The 24,479-nt window shown below is 63.7% G+C and carries 27 protein-coding genes; 10 read left to right on the top strand and 17 right to left on the bottom strand.

The window, feature by feature from the left end; genetic code table 11:
- Positions 1-72: 72 nt before the first annotated feature.
- The 5 genes from rluB to ACSMEV_RS17620 all read right to left on the bottom strand — a co-directional run bounded on the left by rluB (position 73) and on the right by ACSMEV_RS17620 (position 4,444).
- Positions 73-1,128 carry a 23S rRNA pseudouridine(2605) synthase RluB gene (gene rluB, locus ACSMEV_RS17600; protein ID WP_459206282.1) on the bottom strand — a complete coding sequence of 352 codons (1,056 nt, stop codon included), beginning with the start codon at positions 1,126-1,128 and terminating at the stop codon, positions 73-75.
- Positions 1,129-1,287: 159 nt separating this feature from the next.
- A complete protein-coding gene (scpB, locus tag ACSMEV_RS17605; protein WP_459206283.1) occupies positions 1,288-2,094 on the bottom strand; it encodes an SMC-Scp complex subunit ScpB in 807 nt (268 codons plus the stop codon).
- Complete coding sequence (locus ACSMEV_RS17610) at positions 2,081-2,815, bottom strand: segregation and condensation protein A (RefSeq protein WP_459208376.1); 735 nt, start codon at positions 2,813-2,815, stop codon at positions 2,081-2,083. The genes scpB and ACSMEV_RS17610 overlap by 14 nt, the downstream gene beginning before the upstream one ends.
- Before the next feature lie 125 nt (positions 2,816-2,940).
- The gene (locus ACSMEV_RS17615) at positions 2,941-3,570 is read right to left on the bottom strand and encodes an L-threonylcarbamoyladenylate synthase (RefSeq protein WP_459206284.1); all 630 of its coding nucleotides are present in this window, start codon (positions 3,568-3,570) and stop codon (positions 2,941-2,943) included.
- Between the two features lie 16 nt (positions 3,571-3,586).
- A complete protein-coding gene (locus ACSMEV_RS17620; protein WP_459206285.1) occupies positions 3,587-4,444 on the bottom strand; it encodes a PHP domain-containing protein in 858 nt (285 codons plus the stop codon).
- A 67-nt stretch (positions 4,445-4,511) separates the two neighbouring features.
- Between ACSMEV_RS17620 and ACSMEV_RS17625 the strand changes: the two genes are divergently transcribed.
- From ACSMEV_RS17625 to ACSMEV_RS17645, 5 genes are all read left to right on the top strand, one after another.
- A complete protein-coding gene (locus tag ACSMEV_RS17625) occupies positions 4,512-5,108 on the top strand; it encodes a septation protein A (RefSeq protein WP_413048110.1) in 597 nt (198 codons plus the stop codon).
- 1 nt (position 5,109) lies between these two features.
- Positions 5,110-5,409, top strand: a complete 300-nt coding sequence (locus tag ACSMEV_RS17630) for a YciI family protein (protein WP_459206286.1) — start codon at positions 5,110-5,112, stop codon at positions 5,407-5,409.
- 75 nt (positions 5,410-5,484) lie between these two features.
- On the top strand, positions 5,485-6,162 hold the full coding sequence (locus ACSMEV_RS17635) for a response regulator transcription factor (RefSeq protein WP_459206287.1): 678 nt from the start codon (positions 5,485-5,487) through the stop codon (positions 6,160-6,162).
- Positions 6,163-6,717: 555 nt separating this feature from the next.
- Positions 6,718-7,131 carry a Spy/CpxP family protein refolding chaperone gene (locus tag ACSMEV_RS17640; RefSeq protein ID WP_296268827.1) on the top strand — a complete coding sequence of 138 codons (414 nt, stop codon included), beginning with the start codon at positions 6,718-6,720 and terminating at the stop codon, positions 7,129-7,131.
- 68 nt (positions 7,132-7,199) lie between these two features.
- Positions 7,200-8,531 carry a sensor histidine kinase gene (locus tag ACSMEV_RS17645; RefSeq protein ID WP_459206288.1) on the top strand — a complete coding sequence of 444 codons (1,332 nt, stop codon included), beginning with the start codon at positions 7,200-7,202 and terminating at the stop codon, positions 8,529-8,531.
- A 7-nt stretch (positions 8,532-8,538) separates the two neighbouring features.
- Here ACSMEV_RS17645 and ACSMEV_RS17650 read toward each other — a convergent pair whose 3' ends face one another.
- Positions 8,539-9,099 (bottom strand): NAD(P)H nitroreductase, encoded by a 561-nt coding sequence (locus ACSMEV_RS17650; protein ID WP_459206289.1) that lies wholly within the window; start codon positions 9,097-9,099, stop codon positions 8,539-8,541.
- Between the two features lie 341 nt (positions 9,100-9,440).
- On the opposite strand from ACSMEV_RS17650, the gene ACSMEV_RS17655 reads away from it, so the two are divergent.
- Entirely contained in the window at positions 9,441-10,895 is a 1,455-nt protein-coding gene (locus ACSMEV_RS17655) for a TrkH family potassium uptake protein (protein ID WP_459206290.1), read from the top strand.
- Here ACSMEV_RS17655 and ACSMEV_RS17660 read toward each other — a convergent pair.
- A complete protein-coding gene (locus ACSMEV_RS17660; protein ID WP_459206291.1) occupies positions 10,852-11,892 on the bottom strand; it encodes an AraC family transcriptional regulator in 1,041 nt (346 codons plus the stop codon). The genes ACSMEV_RS17655 and ACSMEV_RS17660 overlap by 44 nt on opposite strands.
- A gap of 111 nt (positions 11,893-12,003) precedes the next feature.
- On the opposite strand from ACSMEV_RS17660, the gene ACSMEV_RS17665 reads away from it, so the two are divergent.
- Positions 12,004-12,339, top strand: a complete 336-nt coding sequence (locus ACSMEV_RS17665) for an Mpo1-like protein (protein ID WP_459208377.1) — start codon at positions 12,004-12,006, stop codon at positions 12,337-12,339.
- Between the two features lie 141 nt (positions 12,340-12,480).
- Complete coding sequence (locus tag ACSMEV_RS17670; RefSeq protein ID WP_459206292.1) at positions 12,481-12,813, top strand: GNAT family N-acetyltransferase; 333 nt, start codon at positions 12,481-12,483, stop codon at positions 12,811-12,813.
- 19 nt (positions 12,814-12,832) lie between these two features.
- Here ACSMEV_RS17670 and ACSMEV_RS17675 read toward each other — a convergent pair whose 3' ends face one another.
- Positions 12,833-13,822: a YihY/virulence factor BrkB family protein gene (locus ACSMEV_RS17675; protein WP_459206293.1), complete on the bottom strand. Its 990-nt coding sequence runs from the start codon at positions 13,820-13,822 to the stop codon at positions 12,833-12,835.
- A 179-nt stretch (positions 13,823-14,001) separates the two neighbouring features.
- Entirely contained in the window at positions 14,002-14,193 is a 192-nt protein-coding gene (locus tag ACSMEV_RS17680) for a CsbD family protein (protein ID WP_459206294.1), read from the bottom strand.
- Between the two features lie 191 nt (positions 14,194-14,384).
- Between ACSMEV_RS17680 and ACSMEV_RS17685 the strand changes: the two genes are divergently transcribed.
- Positions 14,385-14,765, top strand: a complete 381-nt coding sequence (locus tag ACSMEV_RS17685; RefSeq protein WP_459206295.1) for a hypothetical protein — start codon at positions 14,385-14,387, stop codon at positions 14,763-14,765.
- Here the strand turns inward: ACSMEV_RS17685 and ACSMEV_RS17690 are convergent, their stop codons facing one another.
- On the bottom strand, positions 14,766-15,602 hold the full coding sequence (locus ACSMEV_RS17690) for a CvfB family protein (RefSeq protein ID WP_459206296.1): 837 nt from the start codon (positions 15,600-15,602) through the stop codon (positions 14,766-14,768). It abuts the gene before it with no gap.
- Between the two features lie 131 nt (positions 15,603-15,733).
- Between ACSMEV_RS17690 and ACSMEV_RS17695 the strand changes: the two genes are divergently transcribed.
- Positions 15,734-16,603 carry a DUF6279 family lipoprotein gene (locus ACSMEV_RS17695; protein ID WP_459206297.1) on the top strand — a complete coding sequence of 290 codons (870 nt, stop codon included), beginning with the start codon at positions 15,734-15,736 and terminating at the stop codon, positions 16,601-16,603.
- A gap of 24 nt (positions 16,604-16,627) precedes the next feature.
- On the opposite strand, the gene ACSMEV_RS17700 is transcribed toward ACSMEV_RS17695, so the two are convergent.
- From ACSMEV_RS17700 to ACSMEV_RS17730, 7 genes are all read right to left on the bottom strand, one after another.
- Complete coding sequence (locus ACSMEV_RS17700) at positions 16,628-17,413, bottom strand: TenA family transcriptional regulator (protein ID WP_459206298.1); 786 nt, start codon at positions 17,411-17,413, stop codon at positions 16,628-16,630.
- A gap of 43 nt (positions 17,414-17,456) precedes the next feature.
- The gene (locus tag ACSMEV_RS17705; protein WP_459206299.1) at positions 17,457-19,916 is read right to left on the bottom strand and encodes an EAL domain-containing protein; all 2,460 of its coding nucleotides are present in this window, start codon (positions 19,914-19,916) and stop codon (positions 17,457-17,459) included.
- Between the two features lie 125 nt (positions 19,917-20,041).
- Positions 20,042-21,874, bottom strand: coding sequence for an ABC transporter ATP-binding protein (locus tag ACSMEV_RS17710; RefSeq protein ID WP_459206300.1), 1,833 nt, complete (start codon positions 21,872-21,874; stop codon positions 20,042-20,044).
- Positions 21,867-22,499, bottom strand: coding sequence for a DsbA family protein (locus ACSMEV_RS17715; protein WP_459206301.1), 633 nt, complete (start codon positions 22,497-22,499; stop codon positions 21,867-21,869). Before ACSMEV_RS17715 ends, ACSMEV_RS17710 begins: the two co-directional genes overlap by 8 nt.
- 3 nt (positions 22,500-22,502) lie before the next feature.
- Positions 22,503-23,435 carry an oxygen-dependent tRNA uridine(34) hydroxylase TrhO gene (gene trhO, locus ACSMEV_RS17720; protein WP_459206302.1) on the bottom strand — a complete coding sequence of 311 codons (933 nt, stop codon included), beginning with the start codon at positions 23,433-23,435 and terminating at the stop codon, positions 22,503-22,505.
- 138 nt (positions 23,436-23,573) lie between these two features.
- A complete protein-coding gene (locus ACSMEV_RS17725) occupies positions 23,574-23,870 on the bottom strand; it encodes a BolA family protein (protein ID WP_459206303.1) in 297 nt (98 codons plus the stop codon).
- 14 nt (positions 23,871-23,884) lie between these two features.
- Positions 23,885-24,409, bottom strand: coding sequence for a DUF2059 domain-containing protein (locus ACSMEV_RS17730; protein ID WP_296268844.1), 525 nt, complete (start codon positions 24,407-24,409; stop codon positions 23,885-23,887).
- Positions 24,410-24,479 lie beyond the last annotated feature (70 nt).

Genomic DNA, 24,479 nt, shown 5'->3' on the forward strand with positions numbered 1-24,479 from the left:
GTGCGACAAGTTTCCACCTTGATCCTGCAACTGCCGCAAGAGCGCCTGAACCGGCGCTCCTGCGGCTGTGCATCAGTCGCGCGGCTTACCGCGACCACGACCGGCTGGCTTGTCGGTCTGGGGTTTGCCGGTACGTTTGCGCATTTCGCTCGGGCGTTCGGCCACGGCGCTGCCGCGATCCTTGCGCGGCGCTTCGTCACGACTCCTTCGCGCGTCGCGCTCGGGTGCGGCGTCCTGTGCAGGGCGCAGGCTGCGTACGCGCTCGTTGCGACCCAGCGGACGGCTGGATTTGCGCTGCAGGCGCTCGAGCTTTTCCTTGGCCTTGAGGTTGAGCACGGGCAGCGCTACGGGCTGCAGGCCCACTTCGGCGGCGAGGATGTCGATCTCGCCCTGGCTCATCTCGCGCCAGCGGCCCATCGGCAGGTCGGAGTTGAGGAACACCGGGCCGAAGCGCACGCGCTTCAGGCGGCTGACCACCACGCCCTGGGATTCCCACAAACGCCGCACTTCACGGTTGCGACCTTCCATCACCACGCAGTGGTACCAATGGTTGAAGCCTTCGCCGCCCGGTGCCTTCTGGATGTCGGTGAACTTGGCCGGGCCGTCTTCGAGGGTCACGCCGGCCTTTAGCCGCTCGATCATCTCGTCGTCGACTTCGCCACGCACGCGCACGGCGTATTCGCGGTCCATTTCGTAGGACGGGTGCATCAAGCGGTTGGCCAGTTCGCCGTCGGTGGTGAACAGCAACAGACCCGTGGTGTTGATGTCCAGGCGGCCGATGTTGATCCAGCGGCCTTCGCGCGGCTTGGGCAGGCGGTCGAACACGGTCGGACGGCCTTCGGGGTCGTCACGGGTGCAGATTTCGCCGTCCGGCTTGTTGTACATGATCACGCGGCGGGTCGCCTCGGCGGCTTCCTCGCGCTTGATCAGCTTGCCGTCCACGGCGATGGCGTCGTGCAGGTCGACACGCTGGCCAAGGGTGGCGGGCACGCCGTTGACCTTGATGCGGCCTTCGCTGATCCAGGCTTCCACGTCGCGGCGCGAACCGACGCCTATGCGGGCCAGGACTTTCTGCAGCTTTTCGCCGGCTGGGGGAACGGGTTGCAGTTCTTGATCTTTGTCGCTCATTAGGGCACCTCCCGGTGTGTCATGACGATCGAATTGGCGGCGGATGCGCCAAAAGGGCCGCGCATCATACGTGGATTGGGTGGCGGGCGCACGGCTGTTGATCGGAATGTTGACGCGTCATGGGCCGACCTGGCGCTGCGGGCGCGCCACATGCAGCCATTAGCGGTCGAGGATAGCGTCATCGGGCGTGAGCGATCGCACTTCGGCAGATTCGGGTGCGCGGTCATCGTCCACCGCCTCGCGCAAATCGTCGAAGTCGGTCTTCAGGCCCTCCTCCATCGCATCGAGCTCGACCAACAGCGTACGGAAACTGGTTTCCTCCTTCGGCGGCTCGGCATCGTCCCCACCCTCGGCCAGACTGGCATCGGCCAAGGCCTGCAAATGCGCTGGCACGGGTGCATCGTCGGGGTCGTCGAACAACGGCGCCGGCTCCAGGTCGCGCAGTTCAGCCAAGGCCGGCAACTGGTCGAGACTCTTGAGGTTGAAGTGGTCGAGGAACCCTTTGGTGGTGGCGAACATGGCCGGGCGACCGGGCACTTCACGATGGCCCGCCACCCGGATCCACTCGCGCTCGATCAAGGTACGCACGATGTTGCTGTTCACCGCCACGCCGCGCACGTCTTCGATCTCGCCGCGGGTAATGGGTTGGCGGTAGGCGATCAAGGCCAGGGTTTCCAGCAGGGCCCGCGAGTAGCGCTGCGGGCGCTCCTCCCACAGCCGTCCGACCCAGGGCGCGTACTGCGCACGGATCTGCAAGCGGTAGCCGCTGGCCACTTCCTTGAGTTCGAACGCACGCCCGGCGCAGGACTTGCCGAGTACGTCGAGGGCCTTCTTGAACACCGACGGCGCCGGGCGCTCGCCTTCTTCAAAGAGTTCGTACAGGCGTTCGAGGGTCTGCGGCTTGCCCGAGGCCAATAGAAAAGCCTCGATCAGTGACGCCAGGTCACGGGGTTCATTCAGGTTCATGGTGCTCAAGCGGCTCTTGGCTGGGGGTGCTGCGCACACGCACGTGGATGGGGGCGAACGGCTCATTCTGCACCAGTTCGATGAGCGACTCCTTGACCAGCTCGAGAATCGCCATGAAGGTCACCACCACACCTAGCTTGCCTTCTTCGGCGGTGAACAGCTCGACGAAGGGCACGAAAGCGCCACCGCGCAGGCAGTCGAGCACATGGCTCATGCGCTCGCGGGTCGACAGCACTTCGCGGGTGACCTGGTGGCTTTCGAACAGGTCGTTGCGCCGCATGACTTCGGCCATCGACATCAGCAACTCTTCCAGGCTTACCTGCGGCAGGACCTTGCGCGCCTTGGCCTGGGGCGCTTCGAGGCGCGGCACTTGGTAGTCGCGGCCATTGCGCGGCAACTGGTCGAGGTCTTCGGCGGCGGCCTTGAAACGCTCGTATTGCTGCAACCGGCGGATCAGTTCGGCGCGCGGGTCGCCCTCTTCGGCTTCGACTTCGGCCGAACGCGGCAGCAGCATGCGCGACTTGATCTCGGCCAGCATCGCGGCCATCACCAGGTATTCGGCGGCCAGTTCCAGGCGCACGTGCTGCATCAGCTCCACATAGCTCATGTACTGGCGGGTGATGTCGGCCACGGGAATGTCGAGGATGTCGATGTTCTGCTTGCGGATCAGGTACAGCAGCAGGTCGAGCGGGCCTTCGAATGCATCGAGAAACACTTCCAGCGCGTCGGGCGGGATGTACAGGTCCAGCGGCAGCTCGGTCAGCGCCTCCCCGTACACCAGCGCCAGTTGCATCTGCATGGGCAGCGCCGCCTCGTCGGCCGGTGCGGGGAGATGTTCCTGCTGGCTCACGCGTTGGCCAGGAAGGGTGCAGGGTCGCCGCAGCCTTCGCGGATCAGTTCCGGCTCTTCGCCACTCAGGTCGATCACGGTCGAGGCCTTCAGGTCGCCGTAGCCGCCGTCGATGATCAGCTCGACCTGCTTTTCCAGTCGCTGGCGGATCTCGTGCGGGTCGGTCATCGGCTCGTCGTCCCCCGGCAGGATCAGGCTGACGCTCATCAGCGGTTCGCCCAGCTCTTCGAGCAGCGCCCGCACGATGGGGTTGGACGGCACGCGCAGGCCGATGGTGCGGCGCTTCTCATGCATCAACAGGCGCGGCACTTCACGGGTGGCGTTGAGGATGAAGGTATAGGGGCCGGGCACATGGGCCTTGAGCAGGCGGAAGCGCGCAGTGTCGATCTTGGCGAACAGGCCCATCTGCGAGAGGTCGCAGCACAGTAGTGTGAAGTTGTGCTGTTTGTCGAGCTGGCGCAAGCGGCGGACCCGTTCGATCGCGCTCTTGTCGCCGATCTGGCAACCCAGCGCGTAGGCCGAATCGGTGGGGTAGACCACGACCCCGCCCTTGCGGATGATTTCCACGGCCTGCTTGATCAGGCGCGCCTGAGGGTTGTCCGGATGGATCTGGAAGAATTGGCTCACGTAGTCGTCCTGTGCATCACGCAATAGGCTGTTCATGACGGAATCGGCGCCACAGCGGTGGCAAGTCCTCGGGCAGGGGCCGATAGGCACCGATCTCGCCCCAGGTGCCGGGGCCGTGGAAATCACTGCCAGCGCTTGCCAGCAGGCCGAACTCACGGGTGAGTATGGACATCGTGCCCACCTGCTCGGCGGGCATCATGCCGTTGACCACCTCCAGCGCCTGCCCACCCGCTTGAATATAGTCGGCGATCAGGCGTCTGCGCTTGGAGCGGGTCAGCTCATAGTGCATGGGATGGGCCAGGCTCACCCAGGCATTGGACTGGCGCAGGGTCGCGACAGTTTCCTCGAGCGTGGGCCAATGCTGCTTGACGTCGCCCAGCTTGCCGGCGCCGAGCCACTTGCGAAAGGCTTCGCCGCGGTCCTTGACCAGGCCGGCCTGCACCAGATACTCGGCGAAATGCGGGCGGGCCGGGGCGTTTTCGCTGGCACCGAGCGCCTGCTGCACGGCACGGGCGCCTTCGAGGGTGCCGGGCATACCCTTCTGCGCCAAACGGCGGTCGATTTCTTCGGCGCGCAGCCAGCGGCCACGGTGCAGCTGCTCGGTGGCGGCCAGCAAGGGCGCGGCGTCCAGAGCAAAATCGTAACCCAATACGTGGATGGTGGCGCCGTTCCACGTGCACGACAGCTCGATGCCGCTGATCCAGCGCAAGCCCAGCTCATGGCAGCGCTCGCGCGCTTCGGGCAGGCCGTCGAGGGTGTCGTGGTCAGTCAGAGCCAGGGTCTGCACCCCGTGCGCATGGGCACGGTCGACCAGGGTCGAAGGCGCCAGGGCGCCATCGGAGGCCGTGCTGTGACAGTGCAGATCAACATTCATAGAGCAGCGCTTCCGCGAGAATCGATGTTTGATATTATGCCGCCACATCCCGCTTCTGGCTGCCACCGTGAAACAATTCATCGATTTCATCCCGCTGTTGCTGTTCTTCATCGTCTACAAACTCGACCCGCGCATCGTCGATATCGCCGGCCATGACTTCGAACTGGGCGGTATCTACAGTGCCACCAAGATTCTCATCGCCAGCTCGATCCTGGTCTACGGCGCGCTGTTCGTCCGTCAGCGCAAGCTGGAGAAGGGCCAGTGGCTGACTTTGCTGGCTTGCTTGCTGTTCGGCGGCCTGACCTTGGCGTTCCACAGCGTCACCTTTCTCAAATGGAAGGCGCCGGTGGTCAACTGGCTGTTCGCCCTGGCCTTCGCCGGTAGCCATTTCATCGGCGACCGTGTGCTGATCAAGCGCATCATGGGCCACGCGCTGAACCTGCCCGATGCGGTCTGGGTGCGCCTGAACCTGGCCTGGGTCGCGTTCTTCCTGTTCTGCGGTGCGGCCAACCTGTACGTGGCCTTCACCTTCGAAGACTTCTGGGTCGACTTCAAAGTGTTCGGCAGCCTGGGCATGACCTTGGTCTTCCTGGTCGCCCAAGGTGTCTACCTGTCCCGTCACCTCAAAGACGGCGACACCCCTCCCACCCCACCCAAGGATTGACATGCTCTACGCCATCATTGCCCGCGACGTCGAAAACTCCCTGGAAAAACGCCTGGCGGCCCGCCCCGCCCACCTCGAGCGCTTGCAGCAGTTGCAGGCGGCCGGCCGTATCGTGCTGGCCGGGCCGCACCCGGCGATCGACAGCAACGATCCAGGCGCTGCAGGCTTCACCGGCAGCCTGGTGGTGGCCGAGTTCGACTCGTTGGCGGCGGCCCAGGCCTGGGCCGAGGCCGACCCCTACGTGACGGCTGGTGTGTACGGCGAGGTCGTGGTCAAACCGTTCAAACAGGTCTTGCCGTGACCTTTGGAGCGGCGCGTGTGTCTCTTGCACAGACATTGCGTCGTTCCAACCCCACGTTTTTCCGTCGAGTGAGCCATGAGTGAGCTGTTACTGATTGATGATGACCAGGAACTCTGCGAGTTGCTCGGCAGTTGGCTGAGCCAGGAAGGGTTCGCGGTCCGCGCCTGTCACGATGGCCAGAGCGCGCGCCAGGCCTTGGCCGAACAGGCTCCGGCGGCCGTGGTGCTCGACGTGATGCTGCCTGATGGCAGCGGGCTTGAGCTGCTCAAGCAGTTGCGCACCGAGCATACCGATTTGCCGGTGCTGATGCTGTCGGCGCGTGGCGAGCCGCTGGACCGTATTCTCGGGCTGGAGCTGGGGGCAGACGATTATCTGGCAAAACCGTGCGACCCGCGTGAGTTGACGGCGCGGTTGCGGGCGGTGTTGCGGCGCAGCCATCCTGCGGCGAGCCCGACCCAGGTGGAGATCGGCGATCTGGTGTTCAGCCCGGTGCGGGGGGTGGTGAGCATCAACCAGCGAGATATGACGTTGACGTTGTCCGAGAGCCGGATTCTCGAGGCGTTGCTGCGCCAGCCAGGGGAGCCGCTGGACAAGCAGGAGCTGGCGCAGTTGGCGCTGGGGCGTAAGTTGACGTTGTATGACCGGAGTCTGGATATGCATGTGAGCAACTTGCGTAAGAAGATTGGGCCGCATGGGGATGGGCGGCCTCGGGTGGTGGCGTTGCGGAGTCGGGGGTATTACTACAGCTTGTGACGCTGTGCGCGTTGGGTGGTTGGCGTGTGCGTCGGGGTTGGGGTTACTTGTTGGATGGGTGGGTGCGGTTAGGCACCTTTTCGCCTTTACGGCGACCTACTTTTGCTCTTGGGCAAAAGTAGGCAAAAACCGCCTGCTCCGATAGCCGGCCCTTCGCTGCGCTACGGGTTCCCTGCGTTACGGTGCTCTTCGGGGCTGCGCGGCCTACGGTTTGCTGCGCAAACCTACATCTCGCGCCTTCGGCTGCGCCTCAGGGGCGCTGCGCGCCCTGCCCCTACGAACACCTCCACTCCGGCCGGCTAAAGTCGCGATTGGCGTTGCCTGGGCTGGCTGTGTAGAAGGGCAACGGCAACGGCAACGGCAACGGCAATGGAGTGGGGTTGGGGTTGCTGTTCGGAGAGGGAGCGATGGTTTGGTGGGGCATTCGATCAGCGGGGACTTCGACTGCTTACGTTCATCTTTACCCTGCCTTTACCCTGCCCTGACCGCCCCTGACTTTCGTCTCCCTACACTGGGCACATCCGGTAATCACCGGCCTATGACAGGAGAGACACCATGCGTAAGACCCTCACCGCTCTGATCTTCGCCGCTGCGCTGCCCACCGTCGCCATGGCCATGCCTGAAGGTGGCCCACGTCACGATGGCCCGCCACACCGCGGTGGCCCGTTCGCCCAGCTTGAGCTGACCCCAGAGCAGCGCCAGCAGGTCGACCAGTTGATGCACGAGCAGAAACGTGCCGATCGCGAGATTCACCAGCGTTACCTGGACAAGCTGCCAGCGGCTGAGAAGACCGCCATGGAGAAGGAAGCCCAGGCCAGCCGCGACAAGACCCAGAGCGCCATTCGCGGGCTGCTCAAGCCGGAACAGCAGAAGCGCTTCGACGACATGCAGAAAGAGCGTGAAGCCCGCGCTGCCGAATGGAAGGAATTCCAAGCCTGGAAAGCTGAAAAAGCCAAGAAGGCCCAGTAAGCTGTCAGCTGCCGACCCGGCCCGCTCCATGCGGGCCGGGCTTTTTTCGTCGATGAGAGGTGCTTACCTTGCGATCCCTGTTCTGGCGCATCCTGGCCAGCTTCTGGCTGGCCATCGCCCTGGTGGCGGGGTTGTCGATCCTGCTTGGGCACATGCTCAACCAGGACACCTGGATTCTGAGCCGCCATCCTGGCTTGAACCACCTGGCCAGCCAATGGACCGAGCGCTATGAGCAGCAGGGCATCGCCCCGGCGCAGCGCTTGCTCGAACAGCGCAAGCAGCAGTACAAGATCGACGTGCAGGTGCTCAACGACAGTGGCGAGGCCGTAGTCCCGGGCACTTTCCCACGCCGTGCGGCAGATTTCGAAGCGCGCCAGCAGAACGACGACCGGCGCCTGCCGTGGCGGCGCCTGACTCAGGAATACGTCAGCCCCACCAGCGGCGAAACCTACCTGCTGATCTACCGCATCCCCCACCCCGAACTCGACGCCTGGCACCGCGACAGCCTGCTGTGGCCGCTCAGCGCGCTGGGCATCGCATTGGTGGTACTGACCTTGTTCAGCCTCTTGGTGACGCTGTCGATCACCCGCCCACTGAGCCGCCTGCGCGGCGCCGTGCACGACCTTGGCCAGACCAGCTATCAGCAACACAGCCTGGCACGCCTGGCCGACCGGCGCGATGAGTTCGGCGTGCTGGCCAACGACTTCAACAAGATGGGCGCGCGCCTGCAGAGCATGATCGGCAGCCAGCGCCAGTTGCTACGCGATGTCTCCCACGAACTGCGCTCGCCTCTGGCACGCCTGCGCATCGCCTTGGCCCTGGCAGAGCGCGCCGACGCCGACCAGCGGCAGGCGTTATGGCCGCGCCTGACCCGCGAGTGCGATCGATTGGAAGACCTGATCAGCGAAATCCTCGAGCTGGCCCGGGTCGACGCCGAACAGCCCCACGCCGAGCCGGTCGACCTCAATGCCCTGCTCGGCAGCGTACGCAAGGACGCGCAACTCAGCGACGCCGAACAGGACGTGCGCCTGGAAGCGGAGCCCGGCCTGGTGCTGCAAGGCTGGCCGACATTGATCGAGCGCGCGGTCGACAACCTGCTGCGCAACGCCTTGCGCTTCAACCCGCCTGGTCAGCCCATCGAAGTGCGCGCCTCACGCGAGCAAGAGCGCATCGTCGTCAGCGTGCGCGACCATGGCCCGGGCGTGGCGCAGGAGCACCTGACGCAGTTGGGCGAACCCTTCTTCCGCGCGCCAGGCCAGCAGGCCTCCGGCCACGGCCTGGGTCTGGCGATTGCGCGTAAGGCGGTGGAGCGCCATGGCGGCAGTCTGCTGCTGGGCAATCATGCCCAAGGCGGCTTCGAAGCACGTATCGAGTTGCCGGTGGTGGTGAGCGGGGGCTGACCGGTGGTTACCGGGCACCCCACGCTTGAACGAAGTCCTCGGTCTTGAGCACGGGCGCCTGCCGTGGCTCTTTGGCGGGCGTGCCGGCGTACAGGTAACCGACCACCTCTTCGTTGGCCGCCAAACCCAACCCTTGGTGCACATGGGGGTCATAGGCCAGCTCACCACTGCGCCATACCACGCCAATCCCCTGTGCATGCGCCGCGAGCAAGATGCCGTGCGCCGCACACCCCGCCGCCAAGCGCTGTTCGTAGGCCGGCACCTTGGGGTGCTCCTGCAGGGTCGCGATCACCACGATCAGCAGCGGCGCGCGCAAGGGCATGGCACGCGCCTTGTCGAGCTTCTCGGGGCTGGCATCGCCCTTGGCCTGCACGGCTTCGGCAAACAGCTCGCCCAACGCCTCGCGCCCCTGCCCTTCGATGGTCAGGAACCGCCAAGGCCGCAACTGCCCATGATCGGGCGCACGCAAGGCCGCCTGGAACAGAGCTTCACGCTGGGCGGCGTTGGGCGCAGGGTCGGTCAGGCGCGCTACGGACACGCGGTTGAGCAATGCGTCGAGAGCCTCCATTGGCTACCTCTGGGTCGAGAAATGTGCAGGCATTCTGCACCAGCCTCCGTGGGAAATGCATCCACGTAAACAGTACGGGATCGTGCGCTGGCGCACGGCCGCTAGCGTTGTCGGTGCCACATCGAGTGCTTGCCTGAACATCCACGCGGCGCGTGGCAAGGCTTCCCAGCCCAATACGTCGGACCATGCAAGGCACACCTCGTCACGACACCGCCATGGATAGCCTTCGCATACGCGCAACAGGAAGTCCCATGCCTGCCCCTACCTCCAGTGCGCTGCCGTTTACTTAAGCGGCGCCGTAGGTAGAATGGCGCCCTTCGATTCGAGCCCGAGCACATCACATGGCGTTGCCGACCTTAAGAACCCTGGGTTTCATCATCGGCATCTTCCTCATCACCCTGGCGGTGAGCATGGCCGTACCGATGGCGACCTTGGTGCTGTTCGAACGCACCCACGATCTGCCGTCGTTCCTCTGGTCCAGCCTGATCACCCTCATCGCCGGCGTGCTGCTGATCCTTCCAGGCCGCCCCGAACATGTGCACCTGCGCCCACGGGACATGTACCTGCTCACGGTCAGCAGTTGGGTGGTGGTGTGTGTCTTCGCCGCGCTGCCATTTCTACTGACCCAGCACATCAGCTACACCAATGCCTTTTTCGAAAGCATGTCGGGCATCACCGCCACCGGCGCGACGGTGCTCAGCGGCCTGGACAACCTTTCGCCGGGCATCCTCATGTGGCGTTCGATGCTGCACTGGCTCGGCGGCATCGGCTTCATCGCCATGGCCGTGGCGATCCTGCCGCTGCTGCGCATCGGCGGTATGCGCCTGTTCCAGACCGAGTCGTCCGACCGCTCGGAAAAAGTGATGCCGCGCTCGCACATGGTCGCCAAGTCGATCGTGCTGGTGTACGTCGGCATCACCGTGCTCGGCAGCCTGGCCTTCTGGTGGGCCGGCATGAGCCTGTTCGATGGCATCAACCACGCCATGTCGGCGATCTCCACAGGCGGCTTCTCCACCTCCGACCTGTCGCTGGCCAAGTGGGACATCCCGGCCGTGCATTGGGTGGCCGTGGTGGTGATGATCTGCGGCAGCCTGCCGTTCACCCTCTACGTGGCCACCTTGCGCGGCAACCGCGGCGCGCTGATCCGTGACCAGCAGGTGCAGGGCCTGCTCGGGCTGTTGCTGGCGACCTGGGTGGTGCTGGGCAGCTGGTACTGGGCCACCACCGACCTGCCCTGGCTCGACGCATTCCGCCATGTAGCGCTCAACGTCACTTCGATCGTGACCACCACGGGCTTCGCCTTGGGTGACTACAGCCTGTGGGGCAACTTTTCGCTGATGCTGTTCTTCTACCTGGGCTTCATCGGCGGCTGCTCGGGCTCCACGGCGGGCGGCATCAAGATCTTCCGCTTCCAGGTGGCCTACATCCTGCTCAAGGCCAACCTCAACCAACTGATCCACCCCCGCGCGGTGATCAAGCAGAAGTACAACGGCCACCGCCTGGACGAAGAGATCGTACGCTCGATCCTGACCTTCTCGTTCTTCTTCGCCTTCACCATCTGCGCGATCGCCCTGCTGTTGTCATTGCTCGGGGTCGACTGGATGACCGCGCTGACTGGCGCTGCCGGCACCGTCTCGGGCGTAGGGCCGGGCCTGGGCGAGGTAATCGGCCCGGCTGGCAACTATGCCAGCCTGCCGGACGCGGCCAAGTGGATCCTGGCCGGCGGCATGCTGCTGGGGCGATTGGAGATCATCACCGTGTTGGTGTTGTGCATGCCGGCGTTCTGGCGCCATTGACCCGGGCGCGGTATTCACTCGGCGTCACCTGGAACCAGCGACGGAAAGCTCGATAGAAGTTGCTGGGGTCGGCAAAGCCCAGCAGGTAGGCGGTTTCCAGCAGCGTGGTGCCGGGTTGCGCCAAGTATTGCTCGGCCAGTTCGCGGCGAGTGTCGTCGAGCAGCGTTTGAAAACTGGTGCCCTCCTCCTGCAAGCGTCGCTGCAAGGTACGCTGCGACAGGTGCAGGGCCTGGGCCAGGGTTTCACGCTTGGGCTCGCCCTGGGGCAGGATGCGGCACAGCACCTGCCGCACGCGGTGGGTCACACGGCTGCCGGAAAAGCGCGTCAGGTACTCGCCGGCGAAACGATCGTGCAGGATGGCCATGGCCTCGTTGGCCGTAGGCAGCGGCGCGTCCAGGTCGAGGGGGTCGAAGACCAGCGCATCCTGGGTCGCGCCGAACACCAGCGGTGCATGAAAAGCCGCTTTGTAGGGCTCGACGTCTTCGGGTGGCGGCCCTTGCACCCGCACCTGGCGCGGCGTGATGGGGCGACTGCTGAGCCAGCGGCACAAGGCCAACGCACAGGCCAGGGAGGCTTCGGCACTGTGTCGGGTCGGTGTGAGATGGTCGCCGTGCACGGTCAACCTCAGCGTATAACCCTGCGGGCCCAAGGTGAAGCTGAGGTCGGAGCTTTCGGCGATGATGCGCTGGTAACGCACCAGGCGTTCGAACCCTTCGGCCAGGGTACGGCTCGACATCAAGGCGTAGCCCACCACATGGAACGAGGCCGGACGCACGACCCGCGCCATGTTCAGGCCGATGGCAGGGTTGCCTGACAAGCGCACGGCCAATTGCCAGAGGCGCGTCATGTCGTCCTGCGCGAACCGCGCATCCGGATCGTCCAGCGCGGCGAAATCCAGACCCAGCGTTTGAAACATGGCGCGGCAATCCAGGCCTTCCAACTCCAGTGCCTTGACGATACCCGAGGCCCAACTGGCAGAAGTGGTTCTCTCACTCATGGCATACCCCGACCGCGACGACTCTGATTGCAGAGGATACTCAATTGGCGCCTATTGTCACTGGCCATGCCAAATACCGAGTCTAGACTCGCTGAGTCCGCCATGCCGCTGATGGCGATCGGCAGGAGTGCAACCGTGAATCGTCCCGTGCAGTTTCAAAATTTCGCCGAGTTCTACCCCTATTACCTGAACGAGCACCGCAGCCCGATGTGCAGGCGCCTGCACTTCGTGGGTACTTCACTGGTGATCGCGTTATTGGCCTACAGCGTGGGCAGCGGCAATGGTTGGCTGCTGTTGAGCGTGCCGCTGGCGGGGTACGGGTTCGCTTGGGTCGGCCACTTCTTTTTCGAAAAGAACCGCCCCGCTACATTCACCTATCCGTTCTATAGCCTGTTGGGCGACTTCGCGATGTTCCGCGATGTCCTGCGCGGTAAAGTGAGCCTTTGACTGGTCAGGCGCAGAAGCGACAAGTAGGCTGCAACACCCCTTTTTCCAGACCGTCCGCCTATGTCCGACTTCTACTGTTGCCCCCTGCCTTCGACGCAACGTCGACTGCTGCACCTGTTCTACCGCCAACATGGGTCTCCCATGCGCCCGTCGGGAGAAGCGGAGCTATGGGTGGCACGCACACGAGAGATCATTGCCGGGCTGTGTCTGACGCCCATGTCGGGCGGCGCCTGGCTGACCAGCGTGTTCGTCGCGCCGCCGCAACGAGGCCAGGGGGTGGCCGCAGCGTTGATCAAGGCGGCACTGAGCGATTCGGCAGGGCCAGTATGGTTGTTTTGTGAACCGGGGCTGTCCGGCTTCTATGGCCGACATGGCTTCGAGTCGGTCTCGACGCTTCCACAGGCGCTTGCCAGCCGGCTGCAACGCTACCAGCGCAGCAAGCCGCTGATCGCCATGCGGCGCGACCTGGCGTAAGGCCGCGCCGCCTGATGCTTCAGGTGGGACGATGCTCGGGCTGATCCGAGGCGCCGGCCTCTGGAATGTCTTTGGTGTCCGGCTTGCCTTCTACAGGACGGGTATGGCCCAGCACCGAGATGGTCTGCTGTTCCTTGCCCTCGTCGAAGTCCTTTTCACCCTTGTCCTTGCCTTCGGCCGACATGTGTTCGATCACTGCATTCATTTCAGCGCCTAGCAACAAGACCGCCGAAGAGATGTAGAAATACAACAGCAACACGATGATCGCACCGATACTGCCGTACATGGCGTTGTAGTCGGCGAACGTCTTGACGTAATAGGCAAAGCCCAGAGAGGCCCCGATCCATACCACTACGGCGAGCACCGAACCCGGGGTGATGAAACGGAATTTCTGTTCCACATCGGGCATCACGTAATACATCAACGCAACTGCGATCATCATCAGCAGGATGATCACCGGCCAGCGCAGGACGGTCCACAGCGTGACGATGAACTCTTCCAGACCTACCCGCGCAGCGATCCATTCCATCACCTGCGGGCCAAGCACCATCAAAGCCGCAGCCGCCAGCAGCATACCGGCGATGCCGACGGTGTAGAGGATCGACAATGGAATGCGCTTCCACACTGGGCGTCCCTCGGGGACGTCGTAGGCCGCGTTCATCGCGCTCATCATCAACCGCACACCCGCCGACGCGGTCCACAGGGCGATGACGATACCCACCGACAGTAGCCCGCCCTTCGATTGCTGCAACTGGTCGATGACCGGATTGACCGACTCCAGCGCCACGGGGGGTAAAACCAGTTCGACTTGCAAACGCAACCAGGAGAAGAAGTCCGGCAAATGCAGGAAACCGATCAAGGCAATGAGGAACAGCAGGAAAGGGAACAACGAAAACAACATCTGATACGCCATGGCCGAGGCGTAGGTCGACATCTCATCGTCGAGAAACTCTTGTACGGTTCGTACCAATACACGGTGCAGGGGCAGGCCTTGCAGGACGGGTAACATGATTAGCGTCTCCTTTCGCCGCTTGATCATCGGAGGCACACCCACCGGACGGCCTGGATAAGTAACAACCAGTCCAATAGACAGCGTCCAAGCTGTAAGTGCTCATTGGAATATGGCACACGATTATGCCAGGCATGAAAAAGGGCCGCTAAGCGGCCCTTTTTCAAATGACGGATCGATCAGTGATTCTTGGTTGCCTTGTCGGCAGCGTTCTTGACGTCACCCACTTTCTTCTGAGCTTCGCCCTTCAGTTCTTGAGCGGTGCCTTCAGCTTTGAGTTTGTCGTTGTCGGTGGCATTGCCTACTGCTTGCTTGCCTTTACCAACCAATTCGTTAGCCGCGCCTTTGATTTTGTCACCAGTACCGCTCATGGCAGAACTCCTGAGATAAAGACACGTTCACCGTGCCGACACCTTATTGACCGGGCGCTTTGGGCAAAGGTTTCAAGTTTTTTTACGGATGTCGAACGCCGCAGGCCATCGGTTCCTGCGCGCAACTTGCCGACCCGCCCGGCGCCCCGCACAATGCCGGCTCTTTGAAGCGTCAACGCGCAGGAACCTGCATGAAACTCGACAAACCCGCCGCCATCGAACGGCGCAACGCAGCACTGACCCGCCCGGTGCTGACCCGCGACAACACGCTGTTCGCCGCGCTCGACGGCAAACGCAACCTCTGGTGGTTCGAAGTACCGGTGGCACTGCTGCGCAAAGGCCAGCCCGATTGGGTCAACCTGTTGCTGCACACCCCTGACAGCGACGAGCTGCAGCATCTGAAAGTGCCGATCAACTTCCTGCGTGCCCATCAGGAGCAAATGGAAGTCCGCAAACCGGGAAAACGGCGCTCGACCATCAGCCTGGCCCTGAGCGCCGACCGCGACTCACGCTTGCGCGACACCCGCCCAGGCGGCGAACAGCTGGATTTCAGCACCTTCGTACAGGCCTGATCAGACCTTCTCGATGCGATCGTCATGGATGACGATCAAGCCTTGCTTGAACAGCGCGCCGATCGCTTTTTTGAAGTTGCCCTTGCTGACGTTGAACAACTGGGTGATCACCTGCGGATCGCTCTTGTCGCACACCGCCAACGTACCCCCGGCCGCCGTTAGGCGCGCCATGATCTGCTCTTGCAGGCCGTCGGCCAGAGAGGCGCCAACCGGTTGCAGGCTCAGGGCGATCTTGCCGTCGTGGCGCACTTCCTTGATGAAGCCCTGCTCGTGCATGCCCGAGCGCAGGAATTTGAACACCTCGTTCTTGTGGATCAGGCCCCAATGGCGATTGTTGATGATGGCTTTGAAGCCCATCGGCGTTTCGCCGGCCACCAGCAACTGCACCGGCTGGCCGGCCTGATAGGCGGCAGGCGTGTTGTCGAGGTAGCGGTCCAGGCGCGCAGTGGCGGTAATGCGCCGGGTGCGCTTGTCGAGATAGGCGTGGACCACGCAATAGTCGCCGATCTTCAAGGGTCGCGACTCTTCCGAATACGGCATGAGCAGGTCCTTGGACAGGCCCCAGTCGAGGAACAGGCCGGCACCGTTGATGTCCTTGACCTTCAGGCTGGCGAACTCGCCGACCTGCACCTTGGGCTTTTCCGTGGTGGCGATCAGCTGGTCTTCGCTGTCGAGATAGATGAAGACGTTGAGCCAGTCCTCGACTTCGGTCGGCGTGTCTTTGGGAATGTAGCGCCGGGGCAGGAGAATCTCGCCATCGGCGCCACCGTCGAGGTAGAGGCCGAAGTCGGTGTGTTTAACGATTTGCAAACTGTTGTAGCGCCCAAGCAGAGCCATTTTCCAAAGATCCTCGTGACAAGGCGACTATCCTAACACCGCAAGCCCGTTCGCCGCCTCAAAGGGCACCCGTCGGAACCGACGGCCGGCGCACTCGTCTACCTCAGGCCCGCATTCGCAAGGATTCGCTCATGCTCACCCGTCTGGCCAAGCCTCTGCGCAGCACCCTCCTCGCCCTCCTCTGCCTACTCGCCGTCAGCGGTTGCGCGCGTATCGACCTGGCCTACCGCAACCTCGACGTCCTGGTGCCGTGGTCGCTGAACGACTATCTGGACATGAACCGCGAGCAGAAGACCTGGCTCGACCAGCAGCTCAAGCAACAGCTGGCCTGGCACTGCCAGACGCAACTGCCCGGCTACCTGGAGTGGCTCGGCGGCGTACGTCAGCTGGTCGTCGAGGACCGAGTCACCGACCAGGCCCTGCGCGAGCGCACCGAACAGGCCCGCGAAGCCATCGGCCGGGTCGCCGAGGCCATCACGCCGCCTGCCGGGGAACTGCTGCGTGGCATGAGCGACGAACAGGTCACCGCCATGGCGCAGGCGTTTGCCGACGACATCCGCGAGCGGCGTGCCGAATATGTCGACACGCCACTTCCCAAGCAGATCGCCGAGCGTGCCAGACGCATGGAAAAACGCCTCAAACCCTGGCTGGGCTCGCTGAACGCTGCGCAGCGTCAACGGGTGGCGGGTTGGTCGCAGGCGTTGGGGGATCAGAACCAGCAATGGATCGCCAATCGCGAACTGTGGCAACAGCAACTGCTGACGCTGGTGCGTGAGCGCCATGCGGCGGATTTCGAAGCGCGCCTGTCGCAGTTGCTGCAGCACAAGGAAAGCCTGTGGACGCCGCAGTACCGCGCGGCGTTCGAACGTACCGAACAGCAGGCGCGGAGCCTGATCGTCGATCTGTTGGCCGACAGCTCGGCCGAGCAACGTCAGACCCTCGTACAACGGCTCGACAAGGTGCGTCAGGACTTCGGTGCGTTGAAGTGCATGAAGCCATAGACTTCGGAAAAACCGCCTCCCTGCTCAGCCGGCCGCCAGCGCCGGCCTGGCCTTGCCGTATTGCTGCGCGTCCAGCGCCATGCAGCACTCGAGAAACTGGAACATGCAGTCGTAGCTCTTGCACACCGCCTTGCGCAGCTCATTGCGCAGGCCCGGCGCAGGGTTCTCGCCGACCAGCGTACAGATGATCTCCAGCGCTTCCCAAGGGTGCGCATCGTCATACTGGGCGTGCATCTTCAGCCATTTCATGGCGCGTTTGCGCTGATCTTCGGGGAAGCTTTCGGCGTACTGATCCCCTTCGCAGACCACCGCCGACCACTCCCCGGTTGCGCCTTCGATGGCGTAGTTGGTCGCAGCCATGGCGACAGCCAAGGACTCGGTAGTGCACACCCGCCAGCACCAGTCGTTGAGGGCGTTGAGCTGCGAAGGCACCTCCTGCTCCTGCAACTCATGCAAAGGGATGCCATGGGCCTGACACCAATTCACCCAATAATCGGCATGGTTGAGCTCCACGCGGATGTTGCGCATCAGCCAGCGCCGCGCCAGGTCTTCGCCGGGGTGGCGGCGGTAGCGGGTCTTGCCCAGGTTGTGCGCCATGTACAACGAGAACTGCTCGACCACCGGCCAACCGCCAATGAGGAACTGGCGAATGGTGGCGGTGCGCAGCTTGCCGTCGCGCAAGGCCCGATAGAAGGCGTGCTGCACCACGCGTTGCTTGCTCTCCCGGCACTCCTCGATCAGTTGCTGCGCCCAGAGCGGGTAGCTGGCCGCGTCCATCAGTGGTCCGACCCGAACGAATCCATCGATCACTTTCAACTCCTTGTCGCTTTCCGTGTGTGTGCAGGCGTTTCGCTCAATGCAGGCTACCCAAAGGCTGCTGGCCCGAAGGCCGCGCATTGCCGCGCCGGCGCTGCAGGGTGTCGCAGGTGAAGACCTGCGGGCGCTCGATCACATAACCTTGGGCGTAATCCACGCCGATGTCGCGCAAGGCTTGCTCGATCATCGAATTCTCGACGAACTCGGCGATGGTGCGTTTACCCATGACATGACCAATGTGGTTGATCACCTCCACCATAGCCCGATTGACCGGATCATCAAGCATGTCCTTGACGAAGCTGCCGTCGATCTTCAGGTAGTCCACCGGCAGGTGCTTGAGGTAGGCGAACGACGACATGCCGGCGCAGAAGTCGTCGAGGGAAAACTTGCAACCCAGCCCCTTGAGATCGTTGATGAAACGGATCGCGCTGCCCAGGTTGGCGATGGCGATGGTTTCGGTGATCTCGAAACAGATCATGCTGGGCGGGACGCCGTGCTCGCCGAACAGGCGCTGCAGGTAGTCGAGGAACTTGTCGTCGCCGATGCTGGCACCGGACAGGTTGATCGCACACATCGCCAGTGGCTCGTCGTGCCCGCTGCGCATGCACTGCTCGATCATCTTGAACACATTGAGCACCACCCAGCGGTCCAGGGCAGTGATCAGGCCGTAGCGCTCGGCAGCGGGAATGAAACTGTCGGGCAGGATCATCCGCCCGCTTTCGTCGTGCAGGCGCAAGAGAATTTCCAGGTGCGCAGGTCCCTCCGTGCCATGCAGAGGCGCAATTTCCTGGGCGTACAGGCAGAAGCGGTTCTCTTCCAAGGCGACGTGCAGGCGCTGGATCCAGGCCATCTCACCGAAACGCATGGACAACTCGCTGTCGTCGGCGTGGTAGACCTGCACACGATTGCGGCCTTTTTCCTTGGCCATGTAGCAGGCCATGTCGGCTGCGCGCAACGAGGCCTCCAGACTGCCCGGCAAGGCGTTGATGTGCACCAGGCCGATGCTGATGGTGGTCTGGAACGATCGGCCCTTCCATACGAACTGCAAGCTCTGCACGGCTTGGCGCAGCTGTTCGGCGATGCGTTCGGCCTGCTCAGGCGGGCACGACTCCAGCAGAATGCCGAACTCGTCGCCGCCAAGGCGTGCCAAGGTGTCGCCTTCGCGCAAACCACTGTGCAGCACCGTGCATATGTGTCGCAGCAACTCGTCGCCTGCGGCATGACCGCTGGTATCGTTGACCAGCTTGAACTGGTCTAGGTCGAGAAACATCAGCGAATGACGGCTGGGCGAGCGCGCCTGCGCGTCAAGGATCTGTTCCAGTCGGTATTCGAACTCGCGACGATTGGCCAGCCCGGTGAGCGCATCGTGGGTGGCTTGCCAGGACAGGTTGGCGATGTATTGCCGCTCCTGGGTCATGTCGTGCAGCACCAGCACGATACCGCTGATCTGCCCCTGGGTGACGATAGAAGAGCCCACCAGGTTCACCGACACCGTGCTGCCGTCCAGCCGCTGCACCCAGCGCGCGTGCTCGGCACCGGCCTTGAGGCTGCCGCCGAGCACCTGCTCGACCAGACTGCGGCTGTCGCTCAGGCTGGTTTCCTCGACCACGCTGAACAGGGCGGCCAGCGGCAGCCCTTGGGCCTGCTCGGCCTGCCAGTGGGTCAGTTGCTCGGCCGCCGGGTTCATGTAGGTGATGGCGCCGTCGACATCGGTGGTGATCACCGCATCGCCGATCGAGGCCAAGGTGATCTGCGCCCGTTCCTTCTCCAAGTGCAAGGCGGTGGCGAAAGCCTGGCGCTGGGCCAGCAGCTTGCTCGAACGGCGCCAGGCCAGCGTGATGAGGAACACTGCGGTGAGCAGGTTGGTGATCAGCAGCACCCTCAGCAACACCCGCGAGCCCTCGCCCAAGGCGTCGCTGAAAGCTTTGGCCACTGGTGTCACGCTCTCGTTCAGGGCCACGATGCGCGCGCGCCAGTGCGCCACGCGCTGCGCGCTGACCGGCCCTGGAGCGGCGATCTCGGCATGGATTTCCTCGGCCAGCACGTCGAGCTGGCCCAAATAGCGGTCGCCGGTATCCCAGTAGTCCACGGCGCGCTGCATGAAGCCGAAGTCGTTGAAGTAGTGGTAGAACCAGATGATGCGGTTGACGTCGTCGGGGTGGTTGCCGCCGCGCAGGATGCCGTCGCGCGCGGCCGCCCGGTCGGGTGGGGAGCGGTCCAGCGCTGCGCGCATGTCGCGGTCGCCACGGGGGACCACCGTGGCTTGGCGGTAGCGGCGCAAGCTGTAAGGGTCCTGGGTCTCGGCGTATAGGCTCAGGTAGTAGATGGCATCTTTTTGCGCCTTGGACCACAAGCTCTCGCCTGCCACGTAGGCGCGTACGGCAGACAACGCATACAAGCTGGCGATGCCCAACAGCACTTGGAACACCACCACCGCGACGAACGGCCAGATGATGCCCACCAGCTTGGGTGCCCACTGCGTGCGACTGACGTCCATATCGCTCCTACTACTGCGGCGAATGAGGCCCGGATGACCTGACAGGGGTCAGCGTAGGCCATTTGCCATCTGTCTGGGGGATTCTCAACCGGCTCAAGAGTACGTTTGGCAGACCGCCGCCTTCATCAACTTTGCTGCAAATGTCCATACAGCTTGGCGTAGAGCCCGCCGTCGGCGATCAGCTGCTGATGGGCGCCGTCTTCGGCCACGCGTCCGTCATCGAAGACCAAGACCCGATCGGCCTGTTTCACGGCCGACAAACGGTGCGCGATGATCAATGTAGTGCGCCCATCGAGAAAGCGCGCCATGGCCCGGTGCAGGTTGTATTCCGTGGCGGCGTCCAACGCCGAGGTGGCTTCGTCGAGGATCACCACCTTGGGTTCGGCGAGAATCATACGAGCGATGGCCAGACGCTGGCGCTGACCACCCGACAGCCGCACGCCGGAGCGCCCGACGATGCTGTCCAGTCCGGCCGGCAAGGCAGCGATGGTGGCGTCGAGCTGGGCGATGCGCAGGGCTTGCCAGCAGGCCTCGTCGTCGCAGTCGCGGCCCATGGTCAGGTTGGCGCGTACGCTGTCGTTGAACAGCGAAGGGTGCTGCAGTACCACCGCCACCTGCTCGCGCAGACGTTCCAGACCGATCTCCTGCAAGGTGGCACCACCGAAACGGATGCTGCCGGCCTGCGGGCTGTACAAACCGAGCAATAACTGGACGAGCGTGCTCTTGCCGCCCCCACTCGCGCCGACGATGGCTACCTTTTCTCCAGCGCCGATGTCGAGGTCGAGCCGGTCCAGCACCGGCTCTTCGCCGTAGGCGAAGCTCAGACCGCGCACCTCGATGGCCACCGTCCGATGCCCGGCGAACGGATCGCTGGCCGGTGCATAGTGTGGCTCGTCGTCGCGCGCCAGCAGTTCGTTGATCCGGCTCAGCGCCGCGCCGGCGGCGTAGTAGGCGTATTGCAGGTTGAGCAGTTGCTCGACCGGGCCGATCATGAACCACAGGTAGCTGAACACCGCCAGCATCTGCCCGATCGACAGGTCCGAGAACAGCACGGTGAGCATGGCCATGGCGCGGAACAGGTCGATGCCGAACTGGAACAGCAGGCCGCTGGCACGGTTGCTGGCATCGCTCTTCCACTGCGAGGCCACGGCAAAGTCGCGCACTTCGCGGGCGCGCAGGCCAAGCCGGCCGAGGAAGTAGCCCTGGCGATTGCTGGCGCGGATTTCCTGGATGGCGTCGAGGGTCTCGGCCAGCGCCTGGGTGAAGCGCCCGGTGCTGTCGTTTTCCAGCTTCTTCAGGTGTTTGACGCGTTTGCCGAGCTTGACCGTGAAAAAGACCACCAACGGGTTGAACAGCAGAATCAGCAGGGCCAGTTGCCACTGCATCCACAACAGGATCGCCGCCACCCCGGTCAGGGTCACCATCGCCACGAGGAAGCGGCTCAGGGTCTCACCGACGAATTTGTCCAGGGTGTCGAGGTCGGTGACCAGGTGCGTGGTCACGGTGCCGCTGCCCAGGTTTTCGTATTCCTTGAGGGAAATGCGCTTGAGCCGTTCGATCAAACGGATACGCAAGCGGTAGACGATGTCCTTGGCCAGCCCGGCGAACAGCTTGGCCTGCACCACGTTGCAGGCCAACGCGGCCAGGCGCAGGGACAGGGTCAGGGCGAGCATCAGCCCGATGTAGCCCGCGGCGACCTGCCAGGCGCTGGGCAGCAGGTGGTTCATCCAGCGCAGGGCGGCGTCGCCATGGCCCAACAGCACTTCGTCGACCAACAGGGGAAGCAGCAAAGGGATCGGCACACTGCAACAGGCGGCCAGCACCGCGACCAGGTTGGCGCTCCACAGGCGTTTGGGGCGCAGCAGCGCCAAGCGCCGGATTTCCGCCCAGCTCAGGCGGTCGGGCGTCGTGGACGTGCTGCCAGGCACGGGCTCGGGCGAGCCTGGCAGGTCAAGCACCGGTGGCCTGCTGCAGCCAACGCGCCAGCAGCGGCGACAGCGCACTTAGCGGCTGGTAGCCGTTGGTCAGCAAGGCCAGTTGGCCGTCGCGCTCGGCCAGAAGCGTGGGGAAGCCGGCGATGCCCAGGCCCTGGGCCCAGGCGAAGTCGGCGGCGGTGGCGGCGCGGGTGGCCGGAGCGTTGAGGCTTTCGGCGAAACGGCCGCGCTCCAGACCCACCCGTTCGGCCAGATCGACCAGGTTGGGCGACCGGGCGATGTCCAACCCTTGTTCGTAGAATGCAGACTGCATGGCGGCCAGCAATGGCCAGACCCGCGCCTCATCCACCTGCCGCGCCGCCACCAGGGCGCGGCAGGCCGGTTCGGTGTCGTAGACGAAGCCGTCGGGCAACGCGCCGTCGAACCTGAAGCCCTGCCCCGTGGCCTCGGCCACCGCCTGCCAATGGTCGAGGATGTAGCGCCGTGTGGCGCCGTCCAAGGCACTACTGGCGCTGCGCAAGCCGCCGACCACTAGGTCGGTCGGCACGCCCGCCTGCGCGGCCTGGGCGATCAGCGCCTGGGCCACCGGGGCGAAGCCCCAGCACCACGAGCACATCGGGTCCATCACATAGAGCAGGCGTGCCGTCATGCCTCAGGCCTCGGCTTTGTAGTTGAAACCGATCGGGTGCGGCAGGTTGCGGGCCTTGGCCAGCTCGATCTGCTTCTGCCGGTCGATGGCGCTGCGCCGGGTCTTCTCGCTGAGGCTGTCCCAGCAGTGCGGGCAGCTGACGCCGGGCGAATAATGCTCGGACGCGCGGTCGGCGGCGTCGATCGGGTGGCGGCAGGCGTGGCACTGATCGTATTCACCTTCGGACAGGTCATGGCGCACGGTCACACGGTTGTCGAAGACGAAGCAGTCGCCATCCCACAGGCTTTGCTCCTGGGGCACTTCTTCGAAGTATTTCAAGATGCCGCCCTTGAGGTGGTAGACAGCTTCGAAGCCCTCGCCGAGCATGTAGCTGGAGGCTTTCTCGCAGCGGATGCCACCCGTGCAGAACATGGCCACCTTCTTGTGCTTGCTGGGGTCGAAGTTGGCCTTGATGTACTCGGGGAACTCGCGGAACGATTCGGTCTTGGGATCGACGGCGCCCTTGAAGGTGCCGATGGCCACTTCGTAGTCGTTGCGGGTGTCGATCAGCAGCACTTCGGGGTCGCTGATCAGCGCGTTCCAGTCCTTGGGTTCGACATAGGTGCCGACCTGTTGGTTGGGGTCGACGCCCGGCACGCCCAAGGTGACGATCTCTTTCTTGAGCTTGACCTTGGTGCGGTAGAACGGCTGTTCGTCGCAGTAGCTTTCCTTATGGTCGACATCCACCAGGCGCGGGTCGTCGCGCAGCCAGGCGAGCAGGCCGTCGATGCCTTCGCGGGTACCGGACACGGTGCCGTTGAGGCCTTCGAGGGCCAGCAGCAGCGTGCCCTTGACGCCGTGCCGATTCATGCAGGCGAGCAGCGGTTCGCGCAACTCGACGTAGTCTTCCAGGGTGACGAACTTGTACAGCGCCGCTACCACGATGGCTTGGGACATGCTCTTGCTTCTCCAGGTGGTCACCCGCGTAAGGGGCGGACCGGATCGATCGATTGGACGTGAAAACGCCATCGCCGGGAAATCCCGGCGATGGCGTTGGTATGACGTTGCGAAGTTTAACAGACGCGGGAAACGGCGTCAGTGCCCGCCGCCCGCGCACACCGGCGAAGCCGGCGCCGCGCCGACCTTGGCCCACTCCTCCACCGTATAGGTGTGGATCGCCAGGGCGTGGATCTGGCCCATCAGCTCGCCCATGGTGGCGTAGACCTTCTGGTGACGCTTGACGCTGTTCAACCCGGCGAACTGCTCGCTGACGATCACCGCCTTGTAGTGCGTTTCCTGGCCACGGCTGTGCATGTGGCTTTCGTCGAGCACCTCAAGGTGCTGCGGGGCCAGCGCGGCCAGTTGCCGCTCGATGCGCTGCTGCATGTTCATCGCGGTCTTCCTGCTTACTTCTTGGCGGGTGCTGCGGCTTTGCCAGCGTTGGGCACCAGTTCCTTGGTCATGTCGTCGAGCAGCTTGTTCACCTGCGGCACGGCAGGCTCCAGGCTCTGCTGGGTCAGCTGGGCCGACTGCTGCGTGACTTTGGGCATCTCACGCAGCACCTTGGTGCCCAGCGGCGACTTGTAGAACTTGACCAGGTCTTTGAGCTCGGCTTCGGTGAAGGTGGCGGTGTACAGGCTGACCATCTTCGGTTCGAGCTTCTTCCAGCTGATGGCGCTGTCGAGCGCGGCATTGGCTTTGGCCTGGTAGCTGTCGAGCACCGACTTCTTGGCGGCAGGCGCCTTGGTCTGCTCGAAACGCTGGGCGAACATCTGCTGGACCTGCATGTAGACCGGCGTGCTCAGTTTGTCTGCGTTGGCCAGTTTCAGGAACTCCTGGGCAGCTGCGGTGTGGCTTGGCGTGGCTGCAAGTACCTGACCGCTGGCACAAGCCAGGGCTACAGCGGCACAGAGGGCGCGGAGACGAGTCATCGCATTTCCTTCAATTGAACGGGGGTGTGTTGAGCCAGAGCATTCTGCGCCGCATGGGGGCACTGCTCAA

Source organism: Pseudomonas sp. MLB6B, assembly GCF_054508135.1.

Bases quoted from the DNA above. Each gene is read 5' to 3' on its own strand.
- ACSMEV_RS17690 (WP_459206296.1), bottom strand. From the start codon at position 15,602: ATGGCTCTGCTTGGGCGCTACAACAGTTTGCAAATCGTTAAACACACC.
- ACSMEV_RS17675 (WP_459206293.1), bottom strand. From the start codon at position 13,822: ATGTTACCCGTCCTGCAAGGCCTGCCCCTGCACCGTGTATTGGTACGA.
- ACSMEV_RS17650 (WP_459206289.1), bottom strand. From the start codon at position 9,099: ATGGAGGCTCTCGACGCATTGCTCAACCGCGTGTCCGTAGCGCGCCTG.
- ACSMEV_RS17635 (WP_459206287.1), top strand. From the start codon at position 5,485: ATGAGTGAGCTGTTACTGATTGATGATGACCAGGAACTCTGCGAGTTG.
- ACSMEV_RS17630 (WP_459206286.1), top strand. From the start codon at position 5,110: ATGCTCTACGCCATCATTGCCCGCGACGTCGAAAACTCCCTGGAAAAA.
- trhO (WP_459206302.1), bottom strand. From the start codon at position 23,435: ATGTCCCAAGCCATCGTGGTAGCGGCGCTGTACAAGTTCGTCACCCTG.
- rluB (WP_459206282.1), bottom strand. From the start codon at position 1,128: ATGAGCGACAAAGATCAAGAACTGCAACCCGTTCCCCCAGCCGGCGAA.
- ACSMEV_RS17680 (WP_459206294.1), bottom strand. From the start codon at position 14,193: ATGAGCGGTACTGGTGACAAAATCAAAGGCGCGGCTAACGAATTGGTT.
- ACSMEV_RS17670 (WP_459206292.1), top strand. From the start codon at position 12,481: ATGCGCCCGTCGGGAGAAGCGGAGCTATGGGTGGCACGCACACGAGAG.
- ACSMEV_RS17665 (WP_459208377.1), top strand. From the start codon at position 12,004: ATGGCGATCGGCAGGAGTGCAACCGTGAATCGTCCCGTGCAGTTTCAA.
- ACSMEV_RS17715 (WP_459206301.1), bottom strand. From the start codon at position 22,499: ATGACGGCACGCCTGCTCTATGTGATGGACCCGATGTGCTCGTGGTGC.
- ACSMEV_RS17655 (WP_459206290.1), top strand. From the start codon at position 9,441: ATGGCGTTGCCGACCTTAAGAACCCTGGGTTTCATCATCGGCATCTTC.
- ACSMEV_RS17705 (WP_459206299.1), bottom strand. From the start codon at position 19,916: ATGGACGTCAGTCGCACGCAGTGGGCACCCAAGCTGGTGGGCATCATC.
- ACSMEV_RS17640 (WP_296268827.1), top strand. From the start codon at position 6,718: ATGCGTAAGACCCTCACCGCTCTGATCTTCGCCGCTGCGCTGCCCACC.
- scpB (WP_459206283.1), bottom strand. From the start codon at position 2,094: ATGAACCTGAATGAACCCCGTGACCTGGCGTCACTGATCGAGGCTTTT.
- ACSMEV_RS17660 (WP_459206291.1), bottom strand. From the start codon at position 11,892: ATGAGTGAGAGAACCACTTCTGCCAGTTGGGCCTCGGGTATCGTCAAG.
- ACSMEV_RS17695 (WP_459206297.1), top strand. From the start codon at position 15,734: ATGCTCACCCGTCTGGCCAAGCCTCTGCGCAGCACCCTCCTCGCCCTC.
- ACSMEV_RS17685 (WP_459206295.1), top strand. From the start codon at position 14,385: ATGAAACTCGACAAACCCGCCGCCATCGAACGGCGCAACGCAGCACTG.
- ACSMEV_RS17620 (WP_459206285.1), bottom strand. From the start codon at position 4,444: ATGAATGTTGATCTGCACTGTCACAGCACGGCCTCCGATGGCGCCCTG.
- ACSMEV_RS17725 (WP_459206303.1), bottom strand. From the start codon at position 23,870: ATGAACATGCAGCAGCGCATCGAGCGGCAACTGGCCGCGCTGGCCCCG.
- ACSMEV_RS17730 (WP_296268844.1), bottom strand. From the start codon at position 24,409: ATGACTCGTCTCCGCGCCCTCTGTGCCGCTGTAGCCCTGGCTTGTGCC.